The 21,981-nt window shown below is 59.4% G+C and carries 15 protein-coding genes; 3 read left to right on the forward strand and 12 right to left on the reverse strand.

The window, feature by feature from the left end; genetic code table 11:
- Positions 1-90 precede the first annotated feature (90 nt).
- From K9857_RS00005 to K9857_RS00020, 4 genes are all read right to left on the reverse strand, one after another.
- On the reverse strand, positions 91-840 hold the full coding sequence (locus K9857_RS00005) for a hypothetical protein (RefSeq protein WP_224532855.1): 750 nt from the start codon (positions 838-840) through the stop codon (positions 91-93).
- Positions 841-956: 116 nt separating this feature from the next.
- Positions 957-1,697: a hypothetical protein gene (locus tag K9857_RS00010; protein WP_224532856.1), complete on the reverse strand. Its 741-nt coding sequence runs from the start codon at positions 1,695-1,697 to the stop codon at positions 957-959.
- 11 nt (positions 1,698-1,708) lie between these two features.
- Positions 1,709-5,191 carry a T6SS effector BTH_I2691 family protein gene (locus K9857_RS00015; RefSeq protein WP_318011734.1) on the reverse strand — a complete coding sequence of 1,161 codons (3,483 nt, stop codon included), beginning with the start codon at positions 5,189-5,191 and terminating at the stop codon, positions 1,709-1,711.
- Positions 5,191-6,063, reverse strand: a complete 873-nt coding sequence (locus K9857_RS00020) for a DUF4123 domain-containing protein (RefSeq protein ID WP_224532858.1) — start codon at positions 6,061-6,063, stop codon at positions 5,191-5,193. The genes K9857_RS00015 and K9857_RS00020 overlap by 1 nt, the downstream gene beginning before the upstream one ends.
- 629 nt (positions 6,064-6,692) lie before the next feature.
- Between K9857_RS00020 and K9857_RS00025 the strand changes: the two genes are divergently transcribed.
- The gene (locus K9857_RS00025) at positions 6,693-7,154 is read left to right on the forward strand and encodes a GNAT family N-acetyltransferase (protein WP_224532859.1); all 462 of its coding nucleotides are present in this window, start codon (positions 6,693-6,695) and stop codon (positions 7,152-7,154) included.
- 8 nt (positions 7,155-7,162) lie between these two features.
- Here the strand turns inward: K9857_RS00025 and K9857_RS00030 are convergent, their stop codons facing one another.
- The 4 genes from K9857_RS00030 to K9857_RS00045 form a co-directional block, all read right to left on the reverse strand.
- On the reverse strand, positions 7,163-9,325 hold the full coding sequence (locus K9857_RS00030; protein ID WP_224532860.1) for a TonB-dependent siderophore receptor: 2,163 nt from the start codon (positions 9,323-9,325) through the stop codon (positions 7,163-7,165).
- Between the two features lie 359 nt (positions 9,326-9,684).
- The gene (locus tag K9857_RS00035; protein ID WP_224532861.1) at positions 9,685-10,716 is read right to left on the reverse strand and encodes an SCO family protein; all 1,032 of its coding nucleotides are present in this window, start codon (positions 10,714-10,716) and stop codon (positions 9,685-9,687) included.
- 75 nt (positions 10,717-10,791) lie between these two features.
- Entirely contained in the window at positions 10,792-14,178 is a 3,387-nt protein-coding gene (locus K9857_RS00040; protein ID WP_224532979.1) for an Ig-like domain-containing protein, read from the reverse strand.
- A gap of 318 nt (positions 14,179-14,496) precedes the next feature.
- Positions 14,497-15,459, reverse strand: a complete 963-nt coding sequence (locus tag K9857_RS00045) for an AraC family transcriptional regulator (RefSeq protein ID WP_224532862.1) — start codon at positions 15,457-15,459, stop codon at positions 14,497-14,499.
- Between the two features lie 218 nt (positions 15,460-15,677).
- Between K9857_RS00045 and K9857_RS00050 the strand changes: the two genes are divergently transcribed.
- Complete coding sequence (locus K9857_RS00050; RefSeq protein ID WP_224532863.1) at positions 15,678-16,643, forward strand: diiron oxygenase; 966 nt, start codon at positions 15,678-15,680, stop codon at positions 16,641-16,643.
- A gap of 125 nt (positions 16,644-16,768) precedes the next feature.
- A complete protein-coding gene (locus K9857_RS00055) occupies positions 16,769-17,458 on the forward strand; it encodes a response regulator (RefSeq protein ID WP_224532864.1) in 690 nt (229 codons plus the stop codon).
- Here K9857_RS00055 and K9857_RS00060 read toward each other — a convergent pair.
- From K9857_RS00060 to K9857_RS00075, 4 genes are all read right to left on the reverse strand, one after another.
- Positions 17,455-18,936: a sensor histidine kinase gene (locus tag K9857_RS00060; protein ID WP_224532865.1), complete on the reverse strand. Its 1,482-nt coding sequence runs from the start codon at positions 18,934-18,936 to the stop codon at positions 17,455-17,457. The two genes, K9857_RS00055 and K9857_RS00060, sit on opposite strands and share 4 nt — an antisense overlap.
- Before the next feature lie 103 nt (positions 18,937-19,039).
- Positions 19,040-19,660, reverse strand: coding sequence for a LysE family translocator (locus tag K9857_RS00065; RefSeq protein ID WP_224532866.1), 621 nt, complete (start codon positions 19,658-19,660; stop codon positions 19,040-19,042).
- A 64-nt stretch (positions 19,661-19,724) separates the two neighbouring features.
- Entirely contained in the window at positions 19,725-21,203 is a 1,479-nt protein-coding gene (locus K9857_RS00070; RefSeq protein ID WP_224532867.1) for a sensor histidine kinase, read from the reverse strand.
- A gap of 226 nt (positions 21,204-21,429) precedes the next feature.
- On the reverse strand, positions 21,430-21,924 hold the full coding sequence (locus K9857_RS00075; RefSeq protein WP_224532868.1) for a PaaI family thioesterase: 495 nt from the start codon (positions 21,922-21,924) through the stop codon (positions 21,430-21,432).
- Positions 21,925-21,981 lie beyond the last annotated feature (57 nt).

Raw genomic sequence — 21,981 nt, forward strand, 5'->3', positions numbered from 1 at the left:
AGCGGGCTTGCTCGCGAAGAGGCCAGAACTGCCACCATAAAACTCAGGGCTTGTACCCTAATTCAAAAGCCTAAATCTGAATCACATGTCTCATTTCGTACTAAGAGGAACGTTTACCTTTGCCCTAATGAACGGTACGCCTGAAGACAAATAGGGCTTGATGAATTCCGCTACGTTTACCTTTTGCTTTCGCTTACAGAAGACATTGAGACTCCAATTGGTTTTACAGTCCTCTCCCTCCAGAGTGATGCTGTATTTCAGGTCAACTACTTCTCGATTGGTCGCAATGGCAAGTTGCGTTAACTCTTCCCATTTAAAAGCATAGTGATGGTACTGCGTGTGCATTTCCTGATAGCTCTTGGAGTGAGCCATAGACAGATACATCAGCCCCATGCCGCCGGGGCCTACCAGAGCGCCGATCAGGAATACCGGATCAATGCTTGCCATGCCGATGCAGATAATCACGGTGATGCCTGTGAACCATTTCAAAAATGGCAGCACCCACTTGGGAAAGTCTTTCCATTTACAATACTCGACTCCAGACTGTGTAAACCGATAGGCAAAATTCACTCGCTGATGCGTCATCGATATCAAGGCAATGTTCACGACGACGAAATACAACAAAGTTAATGTTCCGCTGAAAACGGGATCTTCATCGATGCTTCTATATATCAGAACTGAACCTATTGTGATTGCGGCGAAACAGGACCAAAACATGAAATCGGCTACAAATGTATTGTAGTTGCGTGCTCGGATTGTCCATCCCAACAACTCCTGTTCGTCAGCGTACTTCCAGTGAAGTTGCGACGGCAGATCAAGTGCTTTATTCAAATTAAACATATCAGGGCTCGTCCATTAGCTCAGTTATGGATGATCAGTTCTGAAAAATGGGTCAGAATTATTTTTATACACACAAGTCACGTTAAAAATATATCTGAACCTTTTTTCTGCACTGGTCAGTTCAGCACGTCCACCTTTCCAATGACACAAGGCACGCTGGGTGGCAGGTTGGCTTTGATGAGCTCCACCACTTGCTCTTTTTTACGGCGTTTAAAGAAAACGTACTGACTTCCTGAAATCATATCGTTTGAGTTTTTTTCCGGAAATTTGAATTCCAGTTCAACCATGTCCCTATTTGTTGCAACCGTAATGCTCGTCAGCGTGGTCCAATTTATGAAGTAATGATGGTATTCAGTGTGCAAGCTTTGAAAGCCCTTAGAATTTGCCATGGATAGGTACATTAGCCCCATACCGCCAGGACCTATCAGCGCACCAATCAGAAATGCCGGGTCAATGGTTGCAAGGAAGATGAAAATAATCGCTGTGATGCCGGTAAACAATTTCAAAAATGGCAATACCCACTTAGGAGGGGCTTTCCACTCACAATATTCGACTCCGGACCGAGTGAAGCGATAGGCGAAGTTCACTCTCTGGTGAGTAATCGATATCAATGCAAACGTGACGATAGAAAAATACAGCATGGTAAGAACTGCACTGAAAAGTGGGTCATCATCCATGCTTCGATATATCAGTATTGACGCGATCATTATGACAATGAAGCAAACCCAGAACATCGAATTTGCCACAAAAGTATTGTAGTTTCGCGCCCGGATCGTCCACTCTAATAACTTTTGCTCATTAGAGTATTTCCAGCTTAGCCTTGATGGAAGATCCAGTACCTTGTTGAAATTTAACATTGTCATGTCCTTCAGTTTATTTGGTTAGGAATGGTCAGTTTTAAAAGCTGGGTACTTTGCTGTGTAAGCACGATGCCATCCTTTTCCTTTAATTCCCCGCTGAAGGCATTGTTGGCCCGATCCGCTTCACTTGAGGTCCACTCAAGCGCTATTCGAAATATGTACCCGCGACCATCAGCACGTTGAAGCACGCCGGGCGGATACTTCACCTCCAGTTCAAGGACCGGGCTGCTTTTGGAGAATTCGATCCACACCTGCCACAGACGATGCTGTTCTTTGCCGGTGTAGATGTAATCGGCGGGGTTGTCTTTGGTGCCGGGACTGTTGGGCAGCTTTCCGAGTAGTTTTGGGTCGACCCAGTAGCCATCCAGGAACCTGTTGTAGAACTTGTCCTTGGTGCTTTGCAGTTCGTCGGGGTAAAACAGATGTGTCTGGATCATCGCCGGTTGCAAGGTCACATCCTTGCCTACCAACGCATTCGGCACCTGGATCTGTAGCCAGAAACCGAGATTTCTTCTCGGCGTGCTGCCTCCGCCGGTGGACAAAGCCCTGCCGCCGACGCTGGGGCGTTGCAGGGTTTCCAAGAGAACTTGCATCTGCCTGAAGTGGCCTTCATCGCCCTGCCATTCCGGGATTGATCCGCGCCCCCAAATGCAGCGGTACAGCCACAGGCGAAGTCCCTCGCGCTTGTAGCGGTTGGCGGCCATGGTGATCGTCAAATAAGCAATGCCCAAGATCGCCAACATTATGATCACCGGGTTGGACATCACCCAGGCAAAACCGAACCAGTATCCAAGGCCTGCGCCAATAGTTTGAATGCCAGCAACCGTTGTCATAACAAGCACAGTGATTTGTTTTGCATTGAGTAGCTTTCGCTCCTCTTCACTTGTAGCGCTATCGATCTCACTGGACAACTGCCAAGCCTCAAGCCCACCCGCCACAGCCCCCAATGCAGCCCAAGTCACCGTGCGCCAGATCAACCCTTTAGAAACGCTTGCAAACTCATTTGCCAGCGCTGCTCTGGCACTTTTCCCGTCAATTGCTGCTGTTTTGGCCTCCGACAACCAACTCTTGTATGAAGCTTGAGCCACGCTTCGAGTTTTGTGCCTCAGTTCAGTTGTCATGTTCCCCGCCCGATTCCAAGCCGGCCCCACCCACAACGCCGCAATCGCATTCCCCGCATACGCCGCACTGGCACTCACATTGCGCCATTCATCCGCCGAGAACCTGCCGTCGTTCTTCGCCTGTTTCGCCGTGTGATGCAGGTTCCATGCGTTCAAACCCACCAGCAAGGCCGGCAAGGCATTACCCAGGTTCTGGTTCATCCAGGCTTTAGTGCTGCGCTGGTGTTCCTGAGTGCCGAATGTTTTCAGCTGCGCGATGACCTCGGATCGACCGAGGTCGAAGAGCCAGCGGTCGATTTGTGGCAGGTCGACATGCAGGCGCGTGTGGCCGGAGGTTCGAGCGAAGATCTGGTTGGGGAGGTTCAGGAACAGGTGTTTCAGGCGCTCTTCATTGGCTCGTAGAAAGTGGCGGGCTGCGCGTTGATCGTGAGGCGCCGCGCGATGGCGTAGGACGTTGTTGTAGGACGCTATCTTTTTCTGCAAGGTAGCGATTTCCAGCAGCCAGGCTTGGTACTCGCGTTGGTAGTTCGAGTTGTAGACCAGCTGTGTGTCGAGGGAGATTTCGGTGGAGATCAGCACTTGCGGTACGGCCAGGGTCAGTGCCAATTGTTGTTTCATGGCCGGGAGCAGCAGGACACTCAAGCCGTGCCAGGCGTCTCTGGCCTGGTAGTTTGCGACGGTGAGGAGGGTGTTCATCGCCTGTTTGGCGGTGCTGCTCATGGCTTGGTAGAGCTGGCTGTCGCGCACGGATTCCAGGTCCAACACCGCCTTGATTTCATTGAAGCGGGTGCCGATGCTCGTGGCGTCGCCCGGGGATCTTGGGTTCAGCGCGGGTGAGTGGCCATCGCCTTCGCGCCCCTGGTCGTCGAGTTTGCCGGTGGTGCTGAAGTTGTGGGTGACCTGTTTGATCAGCGCGGCGAGTTCCGGGTTGAAGTTGTACAGCGCGGTGCCGAACAGTTTGTTGGGCTGCGCGGCTTGCGCGAGTAGCCACTGCTGCCCGCGTTCGACGTTGCCCAAGGCGGTGTAGAGGGCGTGGGCGGTTTCCAGCAGTTGGCTGGCCTGATCTTCATGACCGGTGTCGTGATAGATCGATTCGGCGCCTGGATTGAGTTGGTCGAGCCAGTCGATCAGGTCGTCGGCACTGCGCTGGATATGCGCTTGCAGTTGTAGCGCCTCGACGGTGGTCTGGCTCAGGTAGTTTCGTACCTCGTCAAAGCGCACGTCCTCGCGCCAGTAGCGTTTGGCGTCCCATTCCTCAAGCGCTGTCCGCCATTTTTGTTGATCCGGCAGATGGCCCCACCTGGCTTTGAACGCGCGTTCGCCGGCCGCCACCGTCGAGTTCGCCCCCATCCTCACCATTGCGCTGTACTCGGCCTCCACCAGCTCCGTGGACCGTTCGATTTCATCATGCGTGCTCAGCAGTGTGTACAGGTCATCGGTATAGGCCTGGCGCTGGACCGGGTCCTTGATCGAGGAGGGAATGAACGGCTCGGCATCAAACCCGCACAAGTTCTGCACGGCCAACGCACTTTGTAATTGCTGTTGATGCAGGGCTTCGAACTGGCTCTGCTCCAACAGGCGACCGACGAGGTTCATGTTCAGGTCATCGATCACCGCCAGCGGATCGTCCAGTGCGACAAACAGCGCCGTGTCCTGCATCGGAACCCGGCCGCGGACCAGCGCTTCTTCGAAGGCCGGCTTGAACGCCGCGTCCGGGTCGGCGGTTTCGGTCGGCAACGAGGTGCTGGTGAAGCTCGGCGCCTGTGCGCCAAACACGAAAATGTCTGCGACGCATTTACCCAGTTCGTTGATCGCTTCACCGTGGGCGACTTTGCCGGTGAGGCAATACGCCGGCAGGTCGACGCTGCGCATCCAGCGCGATTGTTCAGCGGCATTGCTGCGCATCAACTCGCACATTCGCCAGGTCCATTGCACCGGTGAGTAGGCGATGCGCAGTTGGGTTCGGCGGGAATAGAGCAGGTACTGGCGTGCCTGGCCGGGGTTGTGGCGGGTGTCCTGATTGAGTTCGCGTTCGGTCCATTCGTGACGAATGAGCATCTCGCGTTCCACCTGATATTCATGGAAGGTTTCGTCGACGCTGCTCCACACGTACAGCCAGCCGTCTCGCAGTTGGCGCAGGGTATAGCTGCGGGTCTTCAACAGTGGCAGGGCGGGGTTTGACCATTTTTTCGGAAGCGGATTTGGGCCCTGGTTGCTGCCTTTTTGCGGTGACTCATCCACGGCATACCGAACGGGGAAAACGGCCACTTCCTGTTGCATCAATCCGCACTGGCCGGAGCCCATCGGTATGTTCTGGAATTCCTGATTGCGCCGGGCCTGATCCAGCTGGGCTTCTGTTGCGTAGCTCATCACATGTCCTTGTGGTTTTCGGTGGGTAGACAATCGTTATCCATCCGCTGGATACGCAGTTCTGGTGCAAGTTGGAGGGCGTCGGGATTGTGTAAGAGCCAATGCTGATAAGGCCCGTCTGATTGAAATGCGAACCCGACTCCCCACCGCACGCTGTACTCGACCCAGATGGCGAGACTGCACTCGCTCGACAATCCCCAGGTCTCGGCTTCATCCAATCGTTGATCGAACCATTGGGTTCGGATGCTGTTGTGCACCTGTGCGAAGGGCAGCGGGTGGCGTTGCTCCAACCTCAGGTTCAGCCGTTCCATGAAGCGCCAACGACCAGCGCTGTTCAGTGCCTCCAATTGCCCTTCACCCAACAGGGCATTGACCCCATCGGGCGCAGGCCCGGCGCGCACAAAACTACGCCAAGCAGATTGGGGAGGGGCTTCCCAGGAGTGCTGACCTTCAGGCACATGCCACGCCTCGATCGGTCCCAGAATCCCGTCGAGGTGAGTGCCCTGATAGCTCTCCAACCAATGGCGCGCCACCAGCGGATCGGCAAAACGCAGCAACCCGCTCCCGCCCAGCACATCCGGCGGCGCAATGAAACGCCGCAAATGATCGGCAACAACCTGCATGGAAGCGCGACTGGATAACAGGCTGGCATCCGCCTGCTCATACTCTTCGCCGATCAAAGTGGACGGCCCCAGGAGCGAAACCAATATCGGCCCCAGATCCTGCAGCTCACTCCACCGTGTCCCGAGATACAGCGGCACAATCTCCAGCGGCTCGCCACGCTGGTACAGACGGGCAAGCGCATCGGGCCGCAATACACCATCAATCAACAAATAGTTGGCTTGGGAAACTCTGTTCACTGGGCTGTCCATTCCCTGTTCCTTGTGTTGAGCAACGCGTAACCGTTGCCTGAACACGGCATCGGGAACGCGAAAATAAGGGTGCCCACGGGGCAAAATCGCCCAACGGGTGCCAGAACCCTTCTCAAGGAACGTGCCAGAAATATTGAGGAGCAATGAAATCGGGGGTATGGGGACTTTTTGTCCGACGTTTGAAACAAATAGAGGCTCAATTACCCCTAAAAGTGCGCAAGAAGTTGCGCAGTGCCTGGCAACTTTTTGCGCACTTGTCTGTACAGCACGGGCGACGTTGCCTGCAAGAATGTGTCCACAGGCTTATCCACATTTTTTGTGCGCAACTTCTTGCGCATAGTGGCCTTAAGTCATCACCCTATCCGATGGTGTTCAGATAGAGGCTGGGCTCAGGTTTACGAATGGCTTCGCAGCCGGGCGGTTTCTGGGGAATTTGATAGTCTGGGTTCGGCGCAGATGAATGCTGCAGCGAGTGCAGCAATCTGTAGGAGCGAGCTCGCGATGGAGGATGGGATCCCGCGGGGTATCAGGTTTCCCGCGTCATCGTTGACGACCATCGCGAGCGTGCTCGCTCCTACAGGGAGGTGGTCCCTATAATGCGTTTGTTCCGATCACCCAAAGGCACCAGGATGGCGCTCACACTCAGGCAGGCACAGGTTACCGATCTTCCATCGATCTACAGGGGCGAGCAGGACTACATCCGGTGCTGGGAACCTGATCACGAAAGCGCCTGGCGAATCCAGCTGGAGCGGCACCTGACGCGCTGGGTGGAGAACTTCGAACGGTTCACCATCGCGTCCATGGACGAGCAGTTCGCGGGTTATGCCTTATGGACTGCCGAGCAGGATCACGCCGAAATCTGCACCCTCAACGTCAGCCCGTCGCATGGACGCTGCGGCATTGGTCGAGCGCTGCTCGAGGCTTGTACGGCGGCGGCATTGCGAGAAGGCTTCACGCTCATGAAGTTGAGCGTGAAACCCGAGAACCCCGCCAGGCACCTCTACGAACGAGCAGGTTTCGTGCGGAGCGGAATCGACACTCACGGTTATCTGCAATACGAGCGCAGAACTGATCAGGTTCCGCGCCCGTAGCGCGACTATCAAAAGCTGTATTTGGCCGTCAGCATGTAGTTGCGCGGTGCACCGTAGGTATCCGTCGAACCCCAGGTCACGTCATAGCCGATCGCCGAGTAGTAGGTGCGGTCGAAGATGTTGTTGGCGTTGAGTTGCAGGTCCAGGTGCTTGTTCACCTCGTAGCCGGCCATCAGGTCGGTGACCGCGTAGCTGCCCTGTTCGATGCGATAGCTGCCATCGTCGAGCGCCACGTCGTTGTACATGCGGCTCTGCCAGTAGACGTTGCCGCCCACGCGAAACTTCTCCAGCGGACCTTGCAGACGGTAAGCGGTGGACACCTTGAACAGGCGCTCAGGCTGATCCGGGGTGAAACGCTGGTTATCGTTGGCCGGGTCCGAGTCCTTTTTGTAGCGGGCGCGGGTGTAGGTGAAGCCGGCGCCCACTTGCCAGTTCGGGGTCAACGCACCCTGCAGTTCCATGTCGATGCCCTGGCTGCGAACCAGGCCGGACGATTCGTAGCAGGTCATCTCCGGGCAACCGGTCTGGTCGTCGGCGACGCTGGCGCGGTTCTTCTGATCGACCTGGAACAGTGCCAGGCTGGCGTTGAGGGCGCCGTTGAAATATTCGCCCTTGATGCCGATTTCGTAGTTCTCGCCCACGATTGGTTCGATCACCTTGCCGGAGGTGTCCTTGGAGGTTTGCGGGGTGAAGATGTCGGTGTAGCTGGCGTAGACCGAATAGGTGTCGTTCAGGTCATAGATCAGGCCCGCGTAACGGGTGACGTTGCGGGTGACCTTGTAGTCGCCTTCGCCCGTGCGGTTGTCGTAGTCATACCAGTCCAGACGGCCGCCGAGAATCAGGCTCAACGGGTCGGCAAGACTCAGGCGGGTGGTCAGATAGACGCCGTCCTGGCTGGTGACTTCATGGCTGTCGCCGCTGTGCACGAAGTCCGGTTTCGGTGCGCCGATCGCCCATGACAGGGCATAGGGGCTGTACTCGCGCGTGCGCAGGTCGACTTCACGACGGCTGGCGCCGAGAACCAGTTCGTGGGTACGACCGAAGGCTTCGAACGGGCCGCTGGCGAAGGCATCGAATGCGGTCTGGTCTTCCTGGGGTTTGGACTGATAGGCCGTTGTCGCCAGCGGGCCGGAGTAGCGCGACAGATAGGTGCCGGAGAACAGCGCGTCCTGCCAGGACTTGGTGGCCGCCAGATGCAGGCTCCAGTCGTTGGCGAAGTGATGCTCGATTTCGCCGAACAGCGTGTTGATTTCCTGCCGTTTGTTTTCCCAATCCGTGCCCGGGTAAGTCGAGCGCGGCAAGTCCAGATGGTGGCCGTCGGCGCCGATGGGCAGGCCGCCCCAGAAGAAGTTGGTCTGGTCTTCCTGGCGCGAGAAGCCCAAGGTTGCCGTGGTGTCTTCGCTCAGGTCCGCCTCGCCGATGGCATAGAACAGGCCATGGTCGCTTTTTTCCTTGTCGCGAAAGCTGTCCGAGTCGCGGTAGGAACCCACCACACGACCCCGCACGCTGCCGCTGTCATTCAGCGCGCCGGAAGCGTCGAACTCCCCGCGATAGTCATCCCAACTGCCAGCCGCGCCGGTCAGCGTGACCTGCGGAGTAGCGGTGGGGCGCTTGCGAACCATGTTGATGGCCGCCGAAGGGTTGCCGCTGCCGGTGACCAGGCCCGTCGCGCCGCGAATGATTTCGACCCGGTCGAACATCGCAAGGTTGGGCTGCACGCCGACGTTCCAGCCGGTGTAAGAACTCGGCAGGCCGTCGTACATGATGTTGTCGATGTCAAAACCGCGTGCGCTGTAGGTTTGTCGACCTGGGCCGCTGGACTGGCTGAGGAACAGCCCCGGCGTCGCCCTGACCACATCGTTCACGCTGGTCATGGCCTGGTCGTCCATGCGCTGACGGGTGATCACGGTCACGGCTTGCGGCGTCTCGCGCATGGACAGCGGCAGCTTGGTGGCGGTCGACATGGCGCCGGTGGTGTACGACCCCGTGCCTTCGGTGGTCTGGCCCAACTGATCGGCGCTGACGTTCACGGCTCCCAGTGTCAGGACCTGCTGGTCGCTGATCGGCTCGTCAGGCGTTGTTGCCGTAGCGGGTTCCTGCGCAAGTACAAAGGGCGAGGCGCTGGCCAGGGCAACGGCAACGGCGAGAGGACGGGGCCAAAAAAATTGCACGCGAAAGTCTCCTTACAGAATGGATGTCGGATTGAACGGATGGGGGGTGTTTCAGCGGCGGCGGGGTGGACCGAATTGCGTTACGAGGCGGACATGGGCACTCACACAAATGCTGTTGTGATTACTTGTGATAATCATTCGCAACAGAGTGCCAGATTGGATCCTGGAAAAAAAGTGCTTATTACCAATTGGTTAACGAAAATTTCATATTTCGAAATGAATGGGCGCTGATAAACAACTGTAGAAGCGAGCTTGCTCGCGATGGAGTCAGATACACCGCGGGGTGTCAGGTTTCCCGCGTTATCGTTGACGACCATCGCGAGCAAGCTCGCTCCTACAGGTGATTGTGGTTAGCCTCCTTACATCTTGTGCCCCGCATGCTGATGGTGCTCATCGTGAGTGTCCTGCGCCACCGGCGCTTGCGGCTGCAGGCGTTCGGTCTCTTCGGCCAGATAGGTCAGCACCGCATTGATCTCGATCTCACCCAGGCGCAGGTTCGGCATCGCCAGGCTGTTGTATTGCTCGAACAACTGCGTCGCCAATGCATCTTTCTCCGCCAGCATCACGTCCGGTTCCTTGATCCAGCGTTTGAGCCATTGCGGGTCGCGTTGGCGGGTGACGCCGATCAGGTCGGGGCCGATGCTGCGGATGCCGGCGTTCGCGGTGTCGCCCACGGTATGGCAGGACGAGCAGCGAGTGCGGTAGATCTGCTCACCGGCGCTTGGTGGGCGCAGGGTTGGGGCGGTGGCGTAGTCCTGGGTGCTGGTGCTCGGCTGTTTCCAGTTCTGCAGGGTTTTGCCCAAGCGGTCGGCCAGAATGTACGGGTTCTCCATGGGCGAGGATTTCATCCAGCGGCCGGTGCTCTGGTTGCCGATGATCAGGCTCAGGTTGTGGTCCTTGTTGCGGCCGTTGTCGATGCCTTCGATGAACAGGCCCAGGCTTTTGCGCAGGGCGGTGATGTCGTCCTTGTTGCCGGTGAGGAACTGCCAGCCCGGGCCGATCCTGAATTTCTCGGTGTATTTCTTCAGCACCTCTGGGGTGTCGGTTTCCGGATCGATGGTGATCGAGTAGAGAAAGATGTCCTTGCCGACCCGATCGCCCAGCACCTTCTGGACCTGGAGCAGGCGTGCGGTTTCCAGCGGGCAGGAGTCGGTGCAGGAGGTGAAGATGAAGTTGATCGCCACCACTTTGTCTTTGATCAGGTCATCGAAAAAATGCACCTTCAGGCCGTCCTGATTGACCAGTTCGGTGTTGGGGAAATAGTCCTTGCCCCAGGGTGTGCTCGTGCCGCTTTCCTCGGCAACGGCGGCTGCTCCGCCAGCGATGCTCAGGGTTAAAAGCAGCAACGGGCGAAGGAGTCTGATCGTCCGGTTCCAGTGTGAGGTGATCATGAGTGCGTCCTGTGCAGAGTACTGATTGAAGCCTTGCACTCCACCGGTAAGGGCTGGAGTGCAAGGTGATGCCGGTCAACGGACGGAGATAGGCGCTGTGACCGACTTGCCGGAGGACGACTTGATCGTCACGACGGGAGTCGCCGCCGGCCCGTTGCCGGTGGTGCTCGCCGAGATCCTCCAGCGCGCGCCGGTGGCGGTTGGCGTCAGGGTCGCCGTACCCAGTACCAGCGGCCCGCCGGTGGTGGCTGCGGTGACGGTCAGCACCGATCCGGTCAGCGACGTGGTCCCCGCCAGATCCCAGGTGTAACGGTTGTTGCTGCGTACCGACACCGTGGCGCTGGTCACTTGCAGGTCCTCGTTGCTGGTCGCTGCCGGTGCCACCGAGACAGTCACAGTGCCGGGGGTTGCCGAGACACCACCCTTGGCGTCGCGCACTTCATAGGTGAAGGACGCGATGCCCGGCTCGGTGAGCGCGGCCGGTGGTGTGTAGATCACCCGGGTGCCATCGGTGGTGGTCGTGCCCATGCCGGAATCCGGCTGTGTCAGGCCGACCACGGTGAGCGGCACGTTGTTGTCCGGGTCACTGTCGTTGGCCAGCACGTTAAGGGTGACCGGCACACCGGCGGTGGTGCTGCCGGCGTCGGGACCGGCGATCGGCAGTTTGTTGGTGCTGTTGTCGTCGCCGCCTTCGTCCTCGTCATCGTCATTACCGCCTTCGCCTTCGCCTTTGCCACCGGTACGGAAGGTCGGCAGGGCGGCGGTGGCGACGTACTCGACACCATCCCAGCTTGGCAGCGGTGTCGGCATCAGCTCGAACTGGCCGGGGTGTTCGATGTCCCAGCGCAGCAACATCGACGAGTCTTCATGCTGGGTGTTGTGGCAGTGCTCCATGTAGGTCCCGGCGAATTCGCGGAAGCGGATCGCCATGGTCACTTCGGTGGAACTGTCGACTTCCGGCCCGATGCGGTACACGTCCTTGCGTGCCCATTTTTCCCAGTCCGGTGGTGCCTTGCCGTCGCGGTTGAGGATCACCCCTTCCTCGAAGTGCACGTGCACCGGATGGCTCCAGCCGTTGCCGCCGTTCTTGATGTTCCACACTTCCAGGGTGCCGTCGCCGCTGAAGCCGGCGTCGGTCGGCCCGGTGGACAACGACGCCGCGGCGGTCAGCTGGCGTGGGTCCATGCTGTAGCCGAAGCCGCCGTCGGTCTTGATGGTCCATGGCGCGGTGTCGGTGCCATCGGAGCGGCCGAAGGTGAAGCTGCGGTGACGGGCCTTCTCCATTTTCGCCTTGTCGGCCACGTCGTCGCGGTTGATGGTCAGCGGGATCATTTTCTTGCCGGCAGGTTTGCCGGGTTTGGCCGGTTCATAGGCGACAGGGTCCATGCTCAGGTCTTGCCCTGAGTATTCCTTGACGATCAGTTGCAGGAACTTGCCCACCACCGGATCGCCCTTGTCCCACTGCGGTCCCTTGCTGCTTTGCTTGAGCACGGCCTTGTATTTTTCGGACAGGACATCGCCCAGCGGCACTTCCTCTTTCTCCGGCCCCTTGCCGGTCTTGTGCTCCATCAGGTTGACGAAGTACAGCTTGTCGCCGGTTTTGATTCCGTTCTTCGCGAAGTTGATGATGATGTCGTAACGCTCTGCGATGGCCTGGGTCGGCAGGATGCCGTTGTTGTCTTTCAGGTCGCCGTCGCCGTCGAGGTCCATGCTGCCGTCGAAGGGAATAGCGTGTTCCATGATGTTGCCGTCGTTGCCGATCATGTGGAACGGCACCCGGGCGTAGGACACACCTGAGCCGGATGGCCCTGGGAACTCGCCGCCGGTGCCCTTGATTTCCCGCACCACCGCTAGCTTCATGTAGCGCGACACCGAGCCGTTGAGAATGCGGAAACGGTAGCTGCGGGCACGCACGTTGAGGAATGGCTGGTACTGCCAGTTCACCAGCATCTGGTCACCGATGAAGCCGTCGGTGTTGAACGGGTTGAACCACAGCTGGCCGTTGGCATCCCAGGCCTTGTCGGCCACCACCAGGTTCACGTCATAGTCGCGGTTGCCCCAGGGCATGGCGCTGCCGCTGGGCAGGCGCAGGTTGACGCCATCCTCGAAAGACTCGTTGCCGCGGTCGATGGCGCTGTAGTAGTTCATCATCACCGCGTTGCCCTTGTAGACGTTCTGCGCGGTGAAATCGAGCATGTGGTCGTGGAACCAGTGGGTGCTCATGGTTTCGCGCCAGTCGCCACGGATCTTGATGCTGCCGTTCTCGCAGGTCTTCTTGGCGGGAGCCATGTCGTTGACCCACAGGGTTTCGCCCGGCGAGCAAGGGAAGGCGGCGCGCGGGTCTTCGGCCTTGGTGTTGATAGTGTCGTAGCCGGCCAGTTGCACCGGCCAGCGGTAGTCGTAGTACTGACCGGGGAAGAAGAAGGCGTTGGCATAACCATCGCTCTCGGCCGGGCTGTGACCGTTGTGTTCGTGGGTGCTGATGGTGTGCAGACCGAAGCCGTTGTTGGCGGCCGGATCGATCGGCAGGGCGTTGTAGTGACGCATCAGCAGCGGTTGGCCGTAGCGCACCATCAAAAGTTTCGGCGGCAGGGTACCGTCGAAGGTCCACACCGAGTTGTGGTTCTGGATGGGCATCTTCGGATGGATGCGAATGTCGATGCCTTTGGTGGTGCCCTTGGTGGTTGGAATGTCCGAGGTCTGGTAGTAGAGACCGCCCGGACCGAATTCACCCTTGGTGTAGCCGTGCATCTGTTTGCTGTCGCGCAGGCCCAGGTTCTGCCGGGCGCCTGCTTGCACGGTCTTGAACGCGGCTTGCGGATAGAACTCGTTCCAGCGCTGGTGCGACCAGCCTTTGCCGCCTGGCCGTCCTTCGGCCGGGGAGCCTACCGGGGCGCGGTTGAGGAAGGCTTCGATCTGCGCCTTCCAGGGGTTGCGGTCCAGTACGTTGGAATATTGGGTCGGGAACGGCGTCAGCCCCGGTTGACGCAGGAAGGCTTCCAGCGCGGTTCCCGATGGGCCGCTGCGGGCGATGCTGTTGGGGTCCTGGCCAGGCATCGGGCCTACCGTCGGCACGGGGAAGGTCAGTTGCCCCGGCGGCGTTTGCGGGTCGAGTTTCTCCGGGCCGAATTCTTCGAACAGGAGGATTTGCTGGGTAAAGGGTTCGGCACCAAACAGCGGGCTTGGTTTGCCGTTGGTGGGGAAGTTGAACGAGGTCTGCAGCGCAGGGGGCAGGACGTTATCGGCCCTTGGAGTGTTGCGGTCGCCCTGGCCGCCATTGGGCAGCGACAGCGAGCCGTGGTTGGCCTCCGGCATCGTCCGGATTTCCAGCAGCGCGGCCGCAGGATCGGCAGGTTGCGGCCGATAGTAGGACGGGTCGGTGTGCGATGGCTCGCTCTCATCGTCGATCGGCGAAGCCCCCGCGTCCCCCATGGTGAATGCCAACAATATGGCCGAAGCCATGTCCGGCCGTATCAAGCGTGAGAAAGAACGGTTGGGTTGTTTGGTCTTCATTCTTTTGCCTCCCCGGCAAGGTGTGGCGCCAGGCCAGACCTGCATCGCGTTGATAGCACTGTGCCCTATATTTGGGCGTCAAGCAGGGACCGTGCCAGCGCTCGCTGCGATCGGAAAACGTGAGCAAATGTTTCATGGATCCAACAGTCCGCGGACAATCGGGGGTGGTTTGGCGGGGTGTTTCAAGAGAGGGACAAGTGGGGGCAAAGCCCCTGTTTCGGGGGGGATTGGGGGAAATGGGCCCGCAGATTGGCTAATGCTGAAACCCTAGCCCTGTGGCTGTTTGCGCCACATCCCGGGCGATGTGCCGAACTGCCTTTTGAACGCCCGACTGAACGCCGCCTCCGACTCATAGCCCACCGCAAACCCGATCTGCGCCACATTTCCCCGGCCTTCACGCAGCTGTTGCGCGGCCACGTGCATGCGCCAGAGCGTCAGGTATTGCATCGGCGGTTGACTGACCAGAGCCGTGAATCGTTCGGCGAACACCGACCGCGACATGCCCACTTCAAACGCCAAACCTTCCGCCGTCCAGTTTTCGGTCGGGCGGGCGTGGAGCAGGGCCAGGGCGCGGCCGATCTGCGGGTCGCGCAAGCCCGCCAGCCAACCTCGGCGCTCGGCGGGGAGGCTGGCGACGTACTGGTTGACGGCTTCGACGAACAACAGTTCCGACAGCTTGGCGATGACCGTGGCCGAGCCGACCCGTCCCGCCGCGATCTCGCTGACGGCGAAACGGAACGAGCTTTCGATCCAGGTGCCCGAGGCGGTCGCGCGCAGGTCCAGTTTCAACAGCGAAGGCAGCGACGACAGCAATGGACTGAAGGGCGTTTCGGAACCGAGAAAACCGCACAGCAACTGCGTGGCCACTTCACCGCCTCCGCCGTATCGAATGCGGGAAATGCCACCGACTTCGGGTGGCTGGATGACCTCTTTCACCGGCATCGGAGCGATGCTCAGGTCACTGCCGAAGGCATGGGTGTGGTTGTGCGGCAGAAGCACCAATTCGCCGGCCTGCACCTCGACGGCGGTCTCGCCCTCGACCCGGATCTGCATGCTCCCGGCGGCGACGAAGTGCGATGCGATGACATGCCTGGGTGACTGCTGAAAGGGCTTGCAATCCTCTTCCGACATGCGCCCGTTGATGCACCAGGGCGCGGTGAGTTCAGCCTCGAGGAACACCCCTCCAGACAAACGGATGACACGCAGTACATCGGACAGCGCATCGAGCATTGGCCAGACCTCAGTCTCAGCTCTCGGTTTCGGTTCCGGACGCCGGAGCAGGTATTCCGGCGCATCGGTCATTCAACGCCGCAATGGCGAGGCCTAGATTAGCACCAACGCGGAACCGGCGATCCAGGCGCCCTTGGCGGCCTTCATCGAGGGTCCTTGGCTCCGACGTTATCGCTAACTGGCACATCCCTATTCGACCAGGCAATCCGGAGATCAATGTGAATACTGTCGTGACCGTACCCAGCTCCTTACGCGGCAAAGCTGCCGCCAATGTCGATCGCTATGCGCAAATGGTCAAAGCATCGAAGAAAGCCGAATGGCAGATCGACCGCGATCTGCTGCAGGACCGCCGCTTTGATTTTTCGCGCAAATTCCTCCCCGACGGTCTGTCGCAGATCGACCGTCTGAGCTTTCTCGGCGTCGATGAAGCGCGTCTGCTCAGCCAGATCCAGGGCCGCACCTATGCGTACCTGTTCGGCCTGGTCGAACGCTTCATCAGCGCCAAGATGCTCGATCAGGGCAGGGCCCATGTGTTCGACGATCAGTTGGCGCTGGAGGCGCTGGTGCGTTTCTCCAACGACGAGATCAAGCATCAGGAGCTGTTCCGGCGCATTGAAATCATGATTGGTGAGCAATTGCCGGCCGGCTATCGCCAGGTGGCCGAGCCCAATGAGGTGGCCCGCGCGGTACTGGCGGCCAGCAGTTGGTCGGTGCTGGCGCTGACCTGCCATATCGAGCTGTTTGTGCAGACCCACTACAGCCAGAGCATCGCCCCGCGCGAAGAGCTGTGCCCGCTGTTCAAGGATGTGTTCAAGTTCCACTGGAAGGATGAGAGCCGGCACGTGGTGCTCGACGAACTGGAGTGGCAAGCGGAACACGCCAAGCTCTCGCCGGCCGAGCGCGACCTGGCGGTGGATGATCTGATTGCCCTGGTGGCGGCCGTGGACGGCATCCTGCAGGCCCAGTCGGCGGCGGATGCCGGGTACTTCATCCGCAGCGTTTCGCGCCCGTTCAGTGCCGATGAACGCGCGCAAATCAGCGACGGCCTGCTGGGCGCCTACCGCTGGCAGTACATCGTTTCGGGCATGCAGCACCCGCACTTCGGCAAGCTGCTGACGAGCATGACGACGCCGGCACAGATGTCGAGGATCCAAACGGCGCTGGCGCCCATCCTGGAAAGCTGATCGCGCACGCGCGACTGACATTTCATCGGTCGCGCGATGTTTTGTAGGCCGTCGGTCCGGCGTTATCCCCGGTTCCCTGCTATTAATTTAGGGTGCAGGAATGCAAATCTTTCGGGGAGCGTGTCATGAATCCATCCGTGCGTATCGGCATCGTCGACGACCATCCGTTGTTGCGCGAAGGCGTTGCCAATACCTTGAAAAGACGCCCGGACCTCCAGGTGGTGGAGCAGGGCGCGAGTGCGGACGATGCCAGGGAAATTGCCGAACGGGTGAGCCCGAACGTGATGTTGATGGACGTCAATATGCCCGGCGATGTGTTCGCTGCGGTGCGATTCATCACCACTCAGCTGTCGGATGTGAAGGTGCTGATGCTGACGGTTTCCGAGTCCGAGAACGATGCCTTTCTGGCGCTCGAGGCCGGCGCCAGCGGCTATGTCTTGAAAGGGATCAGCGGCCCGCAACTGGTCGAGGCGATCAGGGCGATTGCCCGGGGCGAAACCTTCATCTCCCCCGAGCTTGCGGACAAACTGCTGAGCAACACCAAAAAGCACGAAGCGGAAATGCCGAGGTTCGATTTGACCCCGCGTGAGGAGGAGGTCATTCGTGAGGTTTCAAAAGGGCTGACCAACCGGGAAGTCGCGACCAAGCTGCTGATCAGTGAAAAGACCGTCAAGCACCACATGGGCTGTGTGATGCAAAAGCTCAACGCGCGAAATCGCGTGGAAGCGGTCACCGTCCTGCGGCGTTACTGGGAACACGAAGCGGTCGAGCGACTTCGCTTCGCCGCCGAAGAAGCCTCTCAGGACGCTGACTAGAGTCGAAATTGCGCATTGACCGACGTGCCGGCGGCGCTGGAGTCGATGCTGAACAACCCGCCCAAGGATTCGACGCGATAACGCAAGCCGGCCAGCCCCAGCCGGCTCCTGCCTGATTTATCGAGCTCGAAGGCGTCGTCCGACAGGCCCGGCCCACTGTCCCTGACGCTGATGTTCAGTATCCCGTTGATGTACTTCGCCTGGATCGCCTGGCCCTCGCCGTTGGCATGACGGTAGGCGTTGTTGAGCACTTCCTGCACGAAACGGTACAGGCAGAGCTTGAGCGGCATCGACGTGACCTTCGGCAGCGTACCGATGTTCAGGGCCACCTGGGTGCCGGTCCGTTGCTCGTGTCGCTGTGCCACCAGATGCAGCTCTTCCACCAGGGTCAGGTCGTTGATTTCCGGCAGGGCCAGGCCTCGGGACAGATCCCGCACCTCGCGCAAGGCGTCGGTGGCCGCGCCGCGAATGGTTTCCATCGACTCCTGATCCACGTTCGAGCAGTTCTCGGCCAGGTCGTCAAGGCGGATCAAAATCAGGGTCAACAGCTGCGCCGGCCCGTCGTGCAGGTCCGCGCCGATGCGGCGCAGGGTCAGTTCGTTGACCCGGGAAAACTCCTGGGTCGCCGTGGCCATCTTGCGTTGCAGTTCAGCGTTGCTGATGTGCAGGCGGGTCTGTTCCTGCAAGCGCAGGCGCAGGGCCACCTGCTGGCGCTGGATGATCTTGTCGCCACGGCGCACGATAAAGAACAGCAGCGTCAGCATTGCCAGCGTCGCGGCGCCGACCACCGTCCAGACTTCCTTGCGGATGCGATTGATCTCGACCTTCAGGCTCTCAGCCTTTTCATAGAACTCGCCCACCGCGATGATCTTGCTGGAACCGGCATCGCGCAGGGGCGCGTAGATCTCATAAAGCGGCAGGTCGAGTTTGCGTTCCCACTCGTTCTCGTCCTGCGACGGGTCTTCAACGTCGGTGACCACCTTGCCCTTGAGTGCCTCGCCGACATGCTCCACCGGGAATTTGTGGTTGGTAATGGCCTTGTTGGTGCTGTAGACCACCGTGCCGTCGGCCCGCCAGATCTTGATCGAGACGATGTGCTGTTTCAGCGCATGACTTTGGGTGAGGCGATCCAGTGCCTGGACACTGGCTTCGGAGAGGGTGTTGTTCTCGCTCATCTCCTGCACGAAGGGCTCCAGAAAGGTCCCCATGTACTGCGCGCCCGCGGCTGCGGCGCTGTTCACCGCGGCGTTTTCGATGTTTTCGCTCACCAGATTGCCCACGGAAAACATGGTCAGCCCGAGAATCACCGTCGCAATAATCACAAATCGCGTCGAGTTGCTCAGCTGCCGCGCCCAGAACCGCGCACCCCAGCTGCCGTTGCGATGCTCATCGATCGGAGGGGTGGACTCGAACAGAGGCTCATTGTGATGCGCGATGAACGTCGCGTCTTTTGAGTCGACCTTTTCGTCTTTTGTCATGGGGTTGGTTCTCCGATGCCTCCATTCAAGAAGTGTAGGCCTCTTCACCCCGTATGCCGCGCCCTGTAGTCGCTGCCGAAGGCGTGATCTTTTCAGATGGATTTCAACGCCGACTGAACGCCAACCGCGCCGCAAACAGCACAAAAATCATCCCTGTGGTGCGATCCATCCACTTGATCACGCGCTCGCGTCGCAGAACGCTGGCTAGCGGTTGGGTCGCGCCGATTAGGCTGGCGGACCAGATCAGGCCGAGTACCACGTGAATGCTGACCAGACCGAAGGTCCAGGCGATCAGGTTGTGTCCCTGGGGAATGAATTGGGGGAGGAAGGAGACGTAGAAGATGCCGACCTTGGGATTGAGCACGTTGCCCAGCATGCCCTTGAGGAACCAGTTGGCGTTCGGCTTGCCATCGGTTTCGACCGGGGAGAGCGAGCGGCGAGGGCGCAGCAGCATGTTCAGCCCGAGCCAGGCCAGGTATCCGGCGCCGCAATACTTGAGCAGGTTGAACGCCAGTTCCGAAACCGCGATCAGGGCGCCCAGGCCAAAGGCGACGGCAGCGCCCCACAGCAGGCAGCCGGCGTTGATGCCCAGTGCGGCACGGAACGCCTGTTGTCGGCCTTCCACGGTGGCGGTTCTCAGGACCAGGGCGGTGTCCAGGCCGGGAGTCAGGGTCAGCACCGTGGCGGCGAGGGTGAAGGCGAGCAGGCTGTCGAAGATAGACATGGGCGGTGGCTTCCACGTGGGGATGGCCGCACGTTAGCACATGGCCCGAACAAATCCCCCGCACCTACGCCGTTTTACGCTGCGCACTTTCCTTGCGTTCAACCACCTTGAACGTCAGTCGCACCAAAGTTCCCTTCTGATCAAGGCTACTCAACGTCGCCTCGCCACCAAAGCTCTCCATGATCTGCTTGACCATGATCAGCCCGATGCCGAGCCTGCCGTCCTTGGTGGTGTAGAAGGATTTGAAGGCCGCCATTTCCTGCAACCTGGACAGTCCGTATCCGGTGTCATGCAAGGTCAGATGCAGCCATTGCTGGGTTTCATCCAGCTCGGCGCGGATGGTCAATGTTCCCCCGCCAGGCATGGCCTCGATGGAATGGGCGATCACGCTGTTGAGAATCTGCGACAGCAGCAGCGGGTTGCTCACCACACGGGGCGTCGGCTCGTTGCTGAAAATCACCTGGATCCTGGATTGGCCCAGTTGCGTGGCGAAAGTGCCCAGCGTGGCCTGTACCCCGACCATTGGCTCCACCAGTTCGGCCTCTCCGCGAATCGGTCGCAGGCACAGCAGCAGTTCATGCACCCACTTCGACATCCGGTCGACCTGGCTGACGATATCGGCGATGTTCTTGCGCGCGGGCTGGCCCTCTGTTTCGTCTGCCAACTCGGCACTGGAGCGGATGCACGCCAGCGGATTGCGCAGGCTGTGGGCAACCGCCGTGGACATCTCGATCAGCCCCAGATAGGTCTTGTTGGCCACCAGTTGCGCTTCCTGCGACGCCAGTTGCGCCGACGCCCGTCGCACCATCCAGTACAGCCCGAAGTACAGCAGAACACCGCCCAGCGCCGTGGACAGCCAGATGATCCAGTGGCCCCGCTCGAGCCTTTCGATCAGGTCGGACGGCTCCTTGTAGATTTCCACCATTACCAGTGTGTTGCCCACGTCATCCATCAGCGGGATGTAGCTTTCGATGAAGAAGTTTTTCGGCGGATGCAAAAACTGCTGCTCGGGGCGCGCTTCATCGGCCGCGCTGTATTTGGTGGAGACCCGGTCCTTGGCCTGGAAGGCGGCTTCCAGTGCTTCGTCGTCGAGAAATTGCTTGCCGATCAATTCGGGATTGGTCGACCAGATCACCGTCCGCTGCGGGGAGTAGAGGCTGATCAACAGGGAATCGGGCAGGTGCGACAGATGGTCGAAAAACTCCGAGCGCGCCCGTAGCCGGTTCTGTGCCAATTCATGGGAAAGCACGCCATACGGAGGCGCGGCCAGCACATCGGCCACCCGCATCCCGGTGAGCCCGTGATGGCGGATCTCGCCGGCGGCGATGGTCTGGATGAATTGCGCTGACAGCAGTGCATCGCGCTCCAGGCTTTCGATCACCAGATACTGAGTCGACACCGTGCCCAGACCAAAGGCGATGACGCTGACGAGGAAAAAACTGATCAGCGAAAACCAGCGCAGAAGATTGAATTGCCGAGTCGGCGCGATGGCGTCGGCGGCTCCCCGGGGCAGGCGATTGAACAGTGCTGAAATGGCAGCCATGGGGAATGTCCTGTCAGTGTTTCGTTTCCCTGTGCAGCAAATCGGGCTTCTACTTCAAGCCTGTAGTAACTGGAGCATTGTTCATGCCAAACCTGAGGCCGGACCTGACGCCAGAGCCGTCGGGCGTTGAGCGAGGGCGGGTGGGCAGATGAGAGGTTCTGAACCGGGGCGCGAAAGCCAAATTTGGGGCAAATTCCCCAGTCATTGCCCCGAATCCGCAAGCAACCTATCGACCATGCGCCGCATCGGCCAATTGCCCGGCATCGACCCGCACAAAGACCGAGTCGCCCACTGCCGTCAGTACCTCGCCGGCGAACACTTCGCAGATCACCCGGGTCTTGCGCCCGACGTCGCCTTCCACTCTGGCCCGCAATGTCAGCGGCACGCCCATGGGGGTGGGTTTGATGAACTTGATGCCCAGGTTGCCGGTGACGCAGTTGATGCGCGGCAGGCTGGCGACTTCGCGCTGTTCGGCGCGGTAGTGCCAGGCCATGGCGGTCCAGTTGGAATGGCAGTCCACCAGCATCGCGATCAGGCCGCCGTAGACCAGGTCCGGCCAGCCGCAGTACTTGTCTTCCGGCACATGTTCGGCCACGACATGGGTGCCGTCCTCGTGCCAGTAACTTTTGATGTGCAGCCCGTGGGGATTGCTGGCGCCGCAGCCGTAGCAGACGCCGTCGGGGGCTGCCGTGTCTTGAAGGGAGGTGTCGTGGGTGGTCATGCCGGGATCATCCTCGAAAGTGGAAGCCCCGATTGTTAGGCAATTCGCACCATAACG

This window comes from Pseudomonas sp. REP124 (assembly GCF_020164475.1).
In the GTDB taxonomy this organism is placed as follows: Bacteria; Pseudomonadota; Gammaproteobacteria; order Pseudomonadales; family Pseudomonadaceae; genus Aquipseudomonas.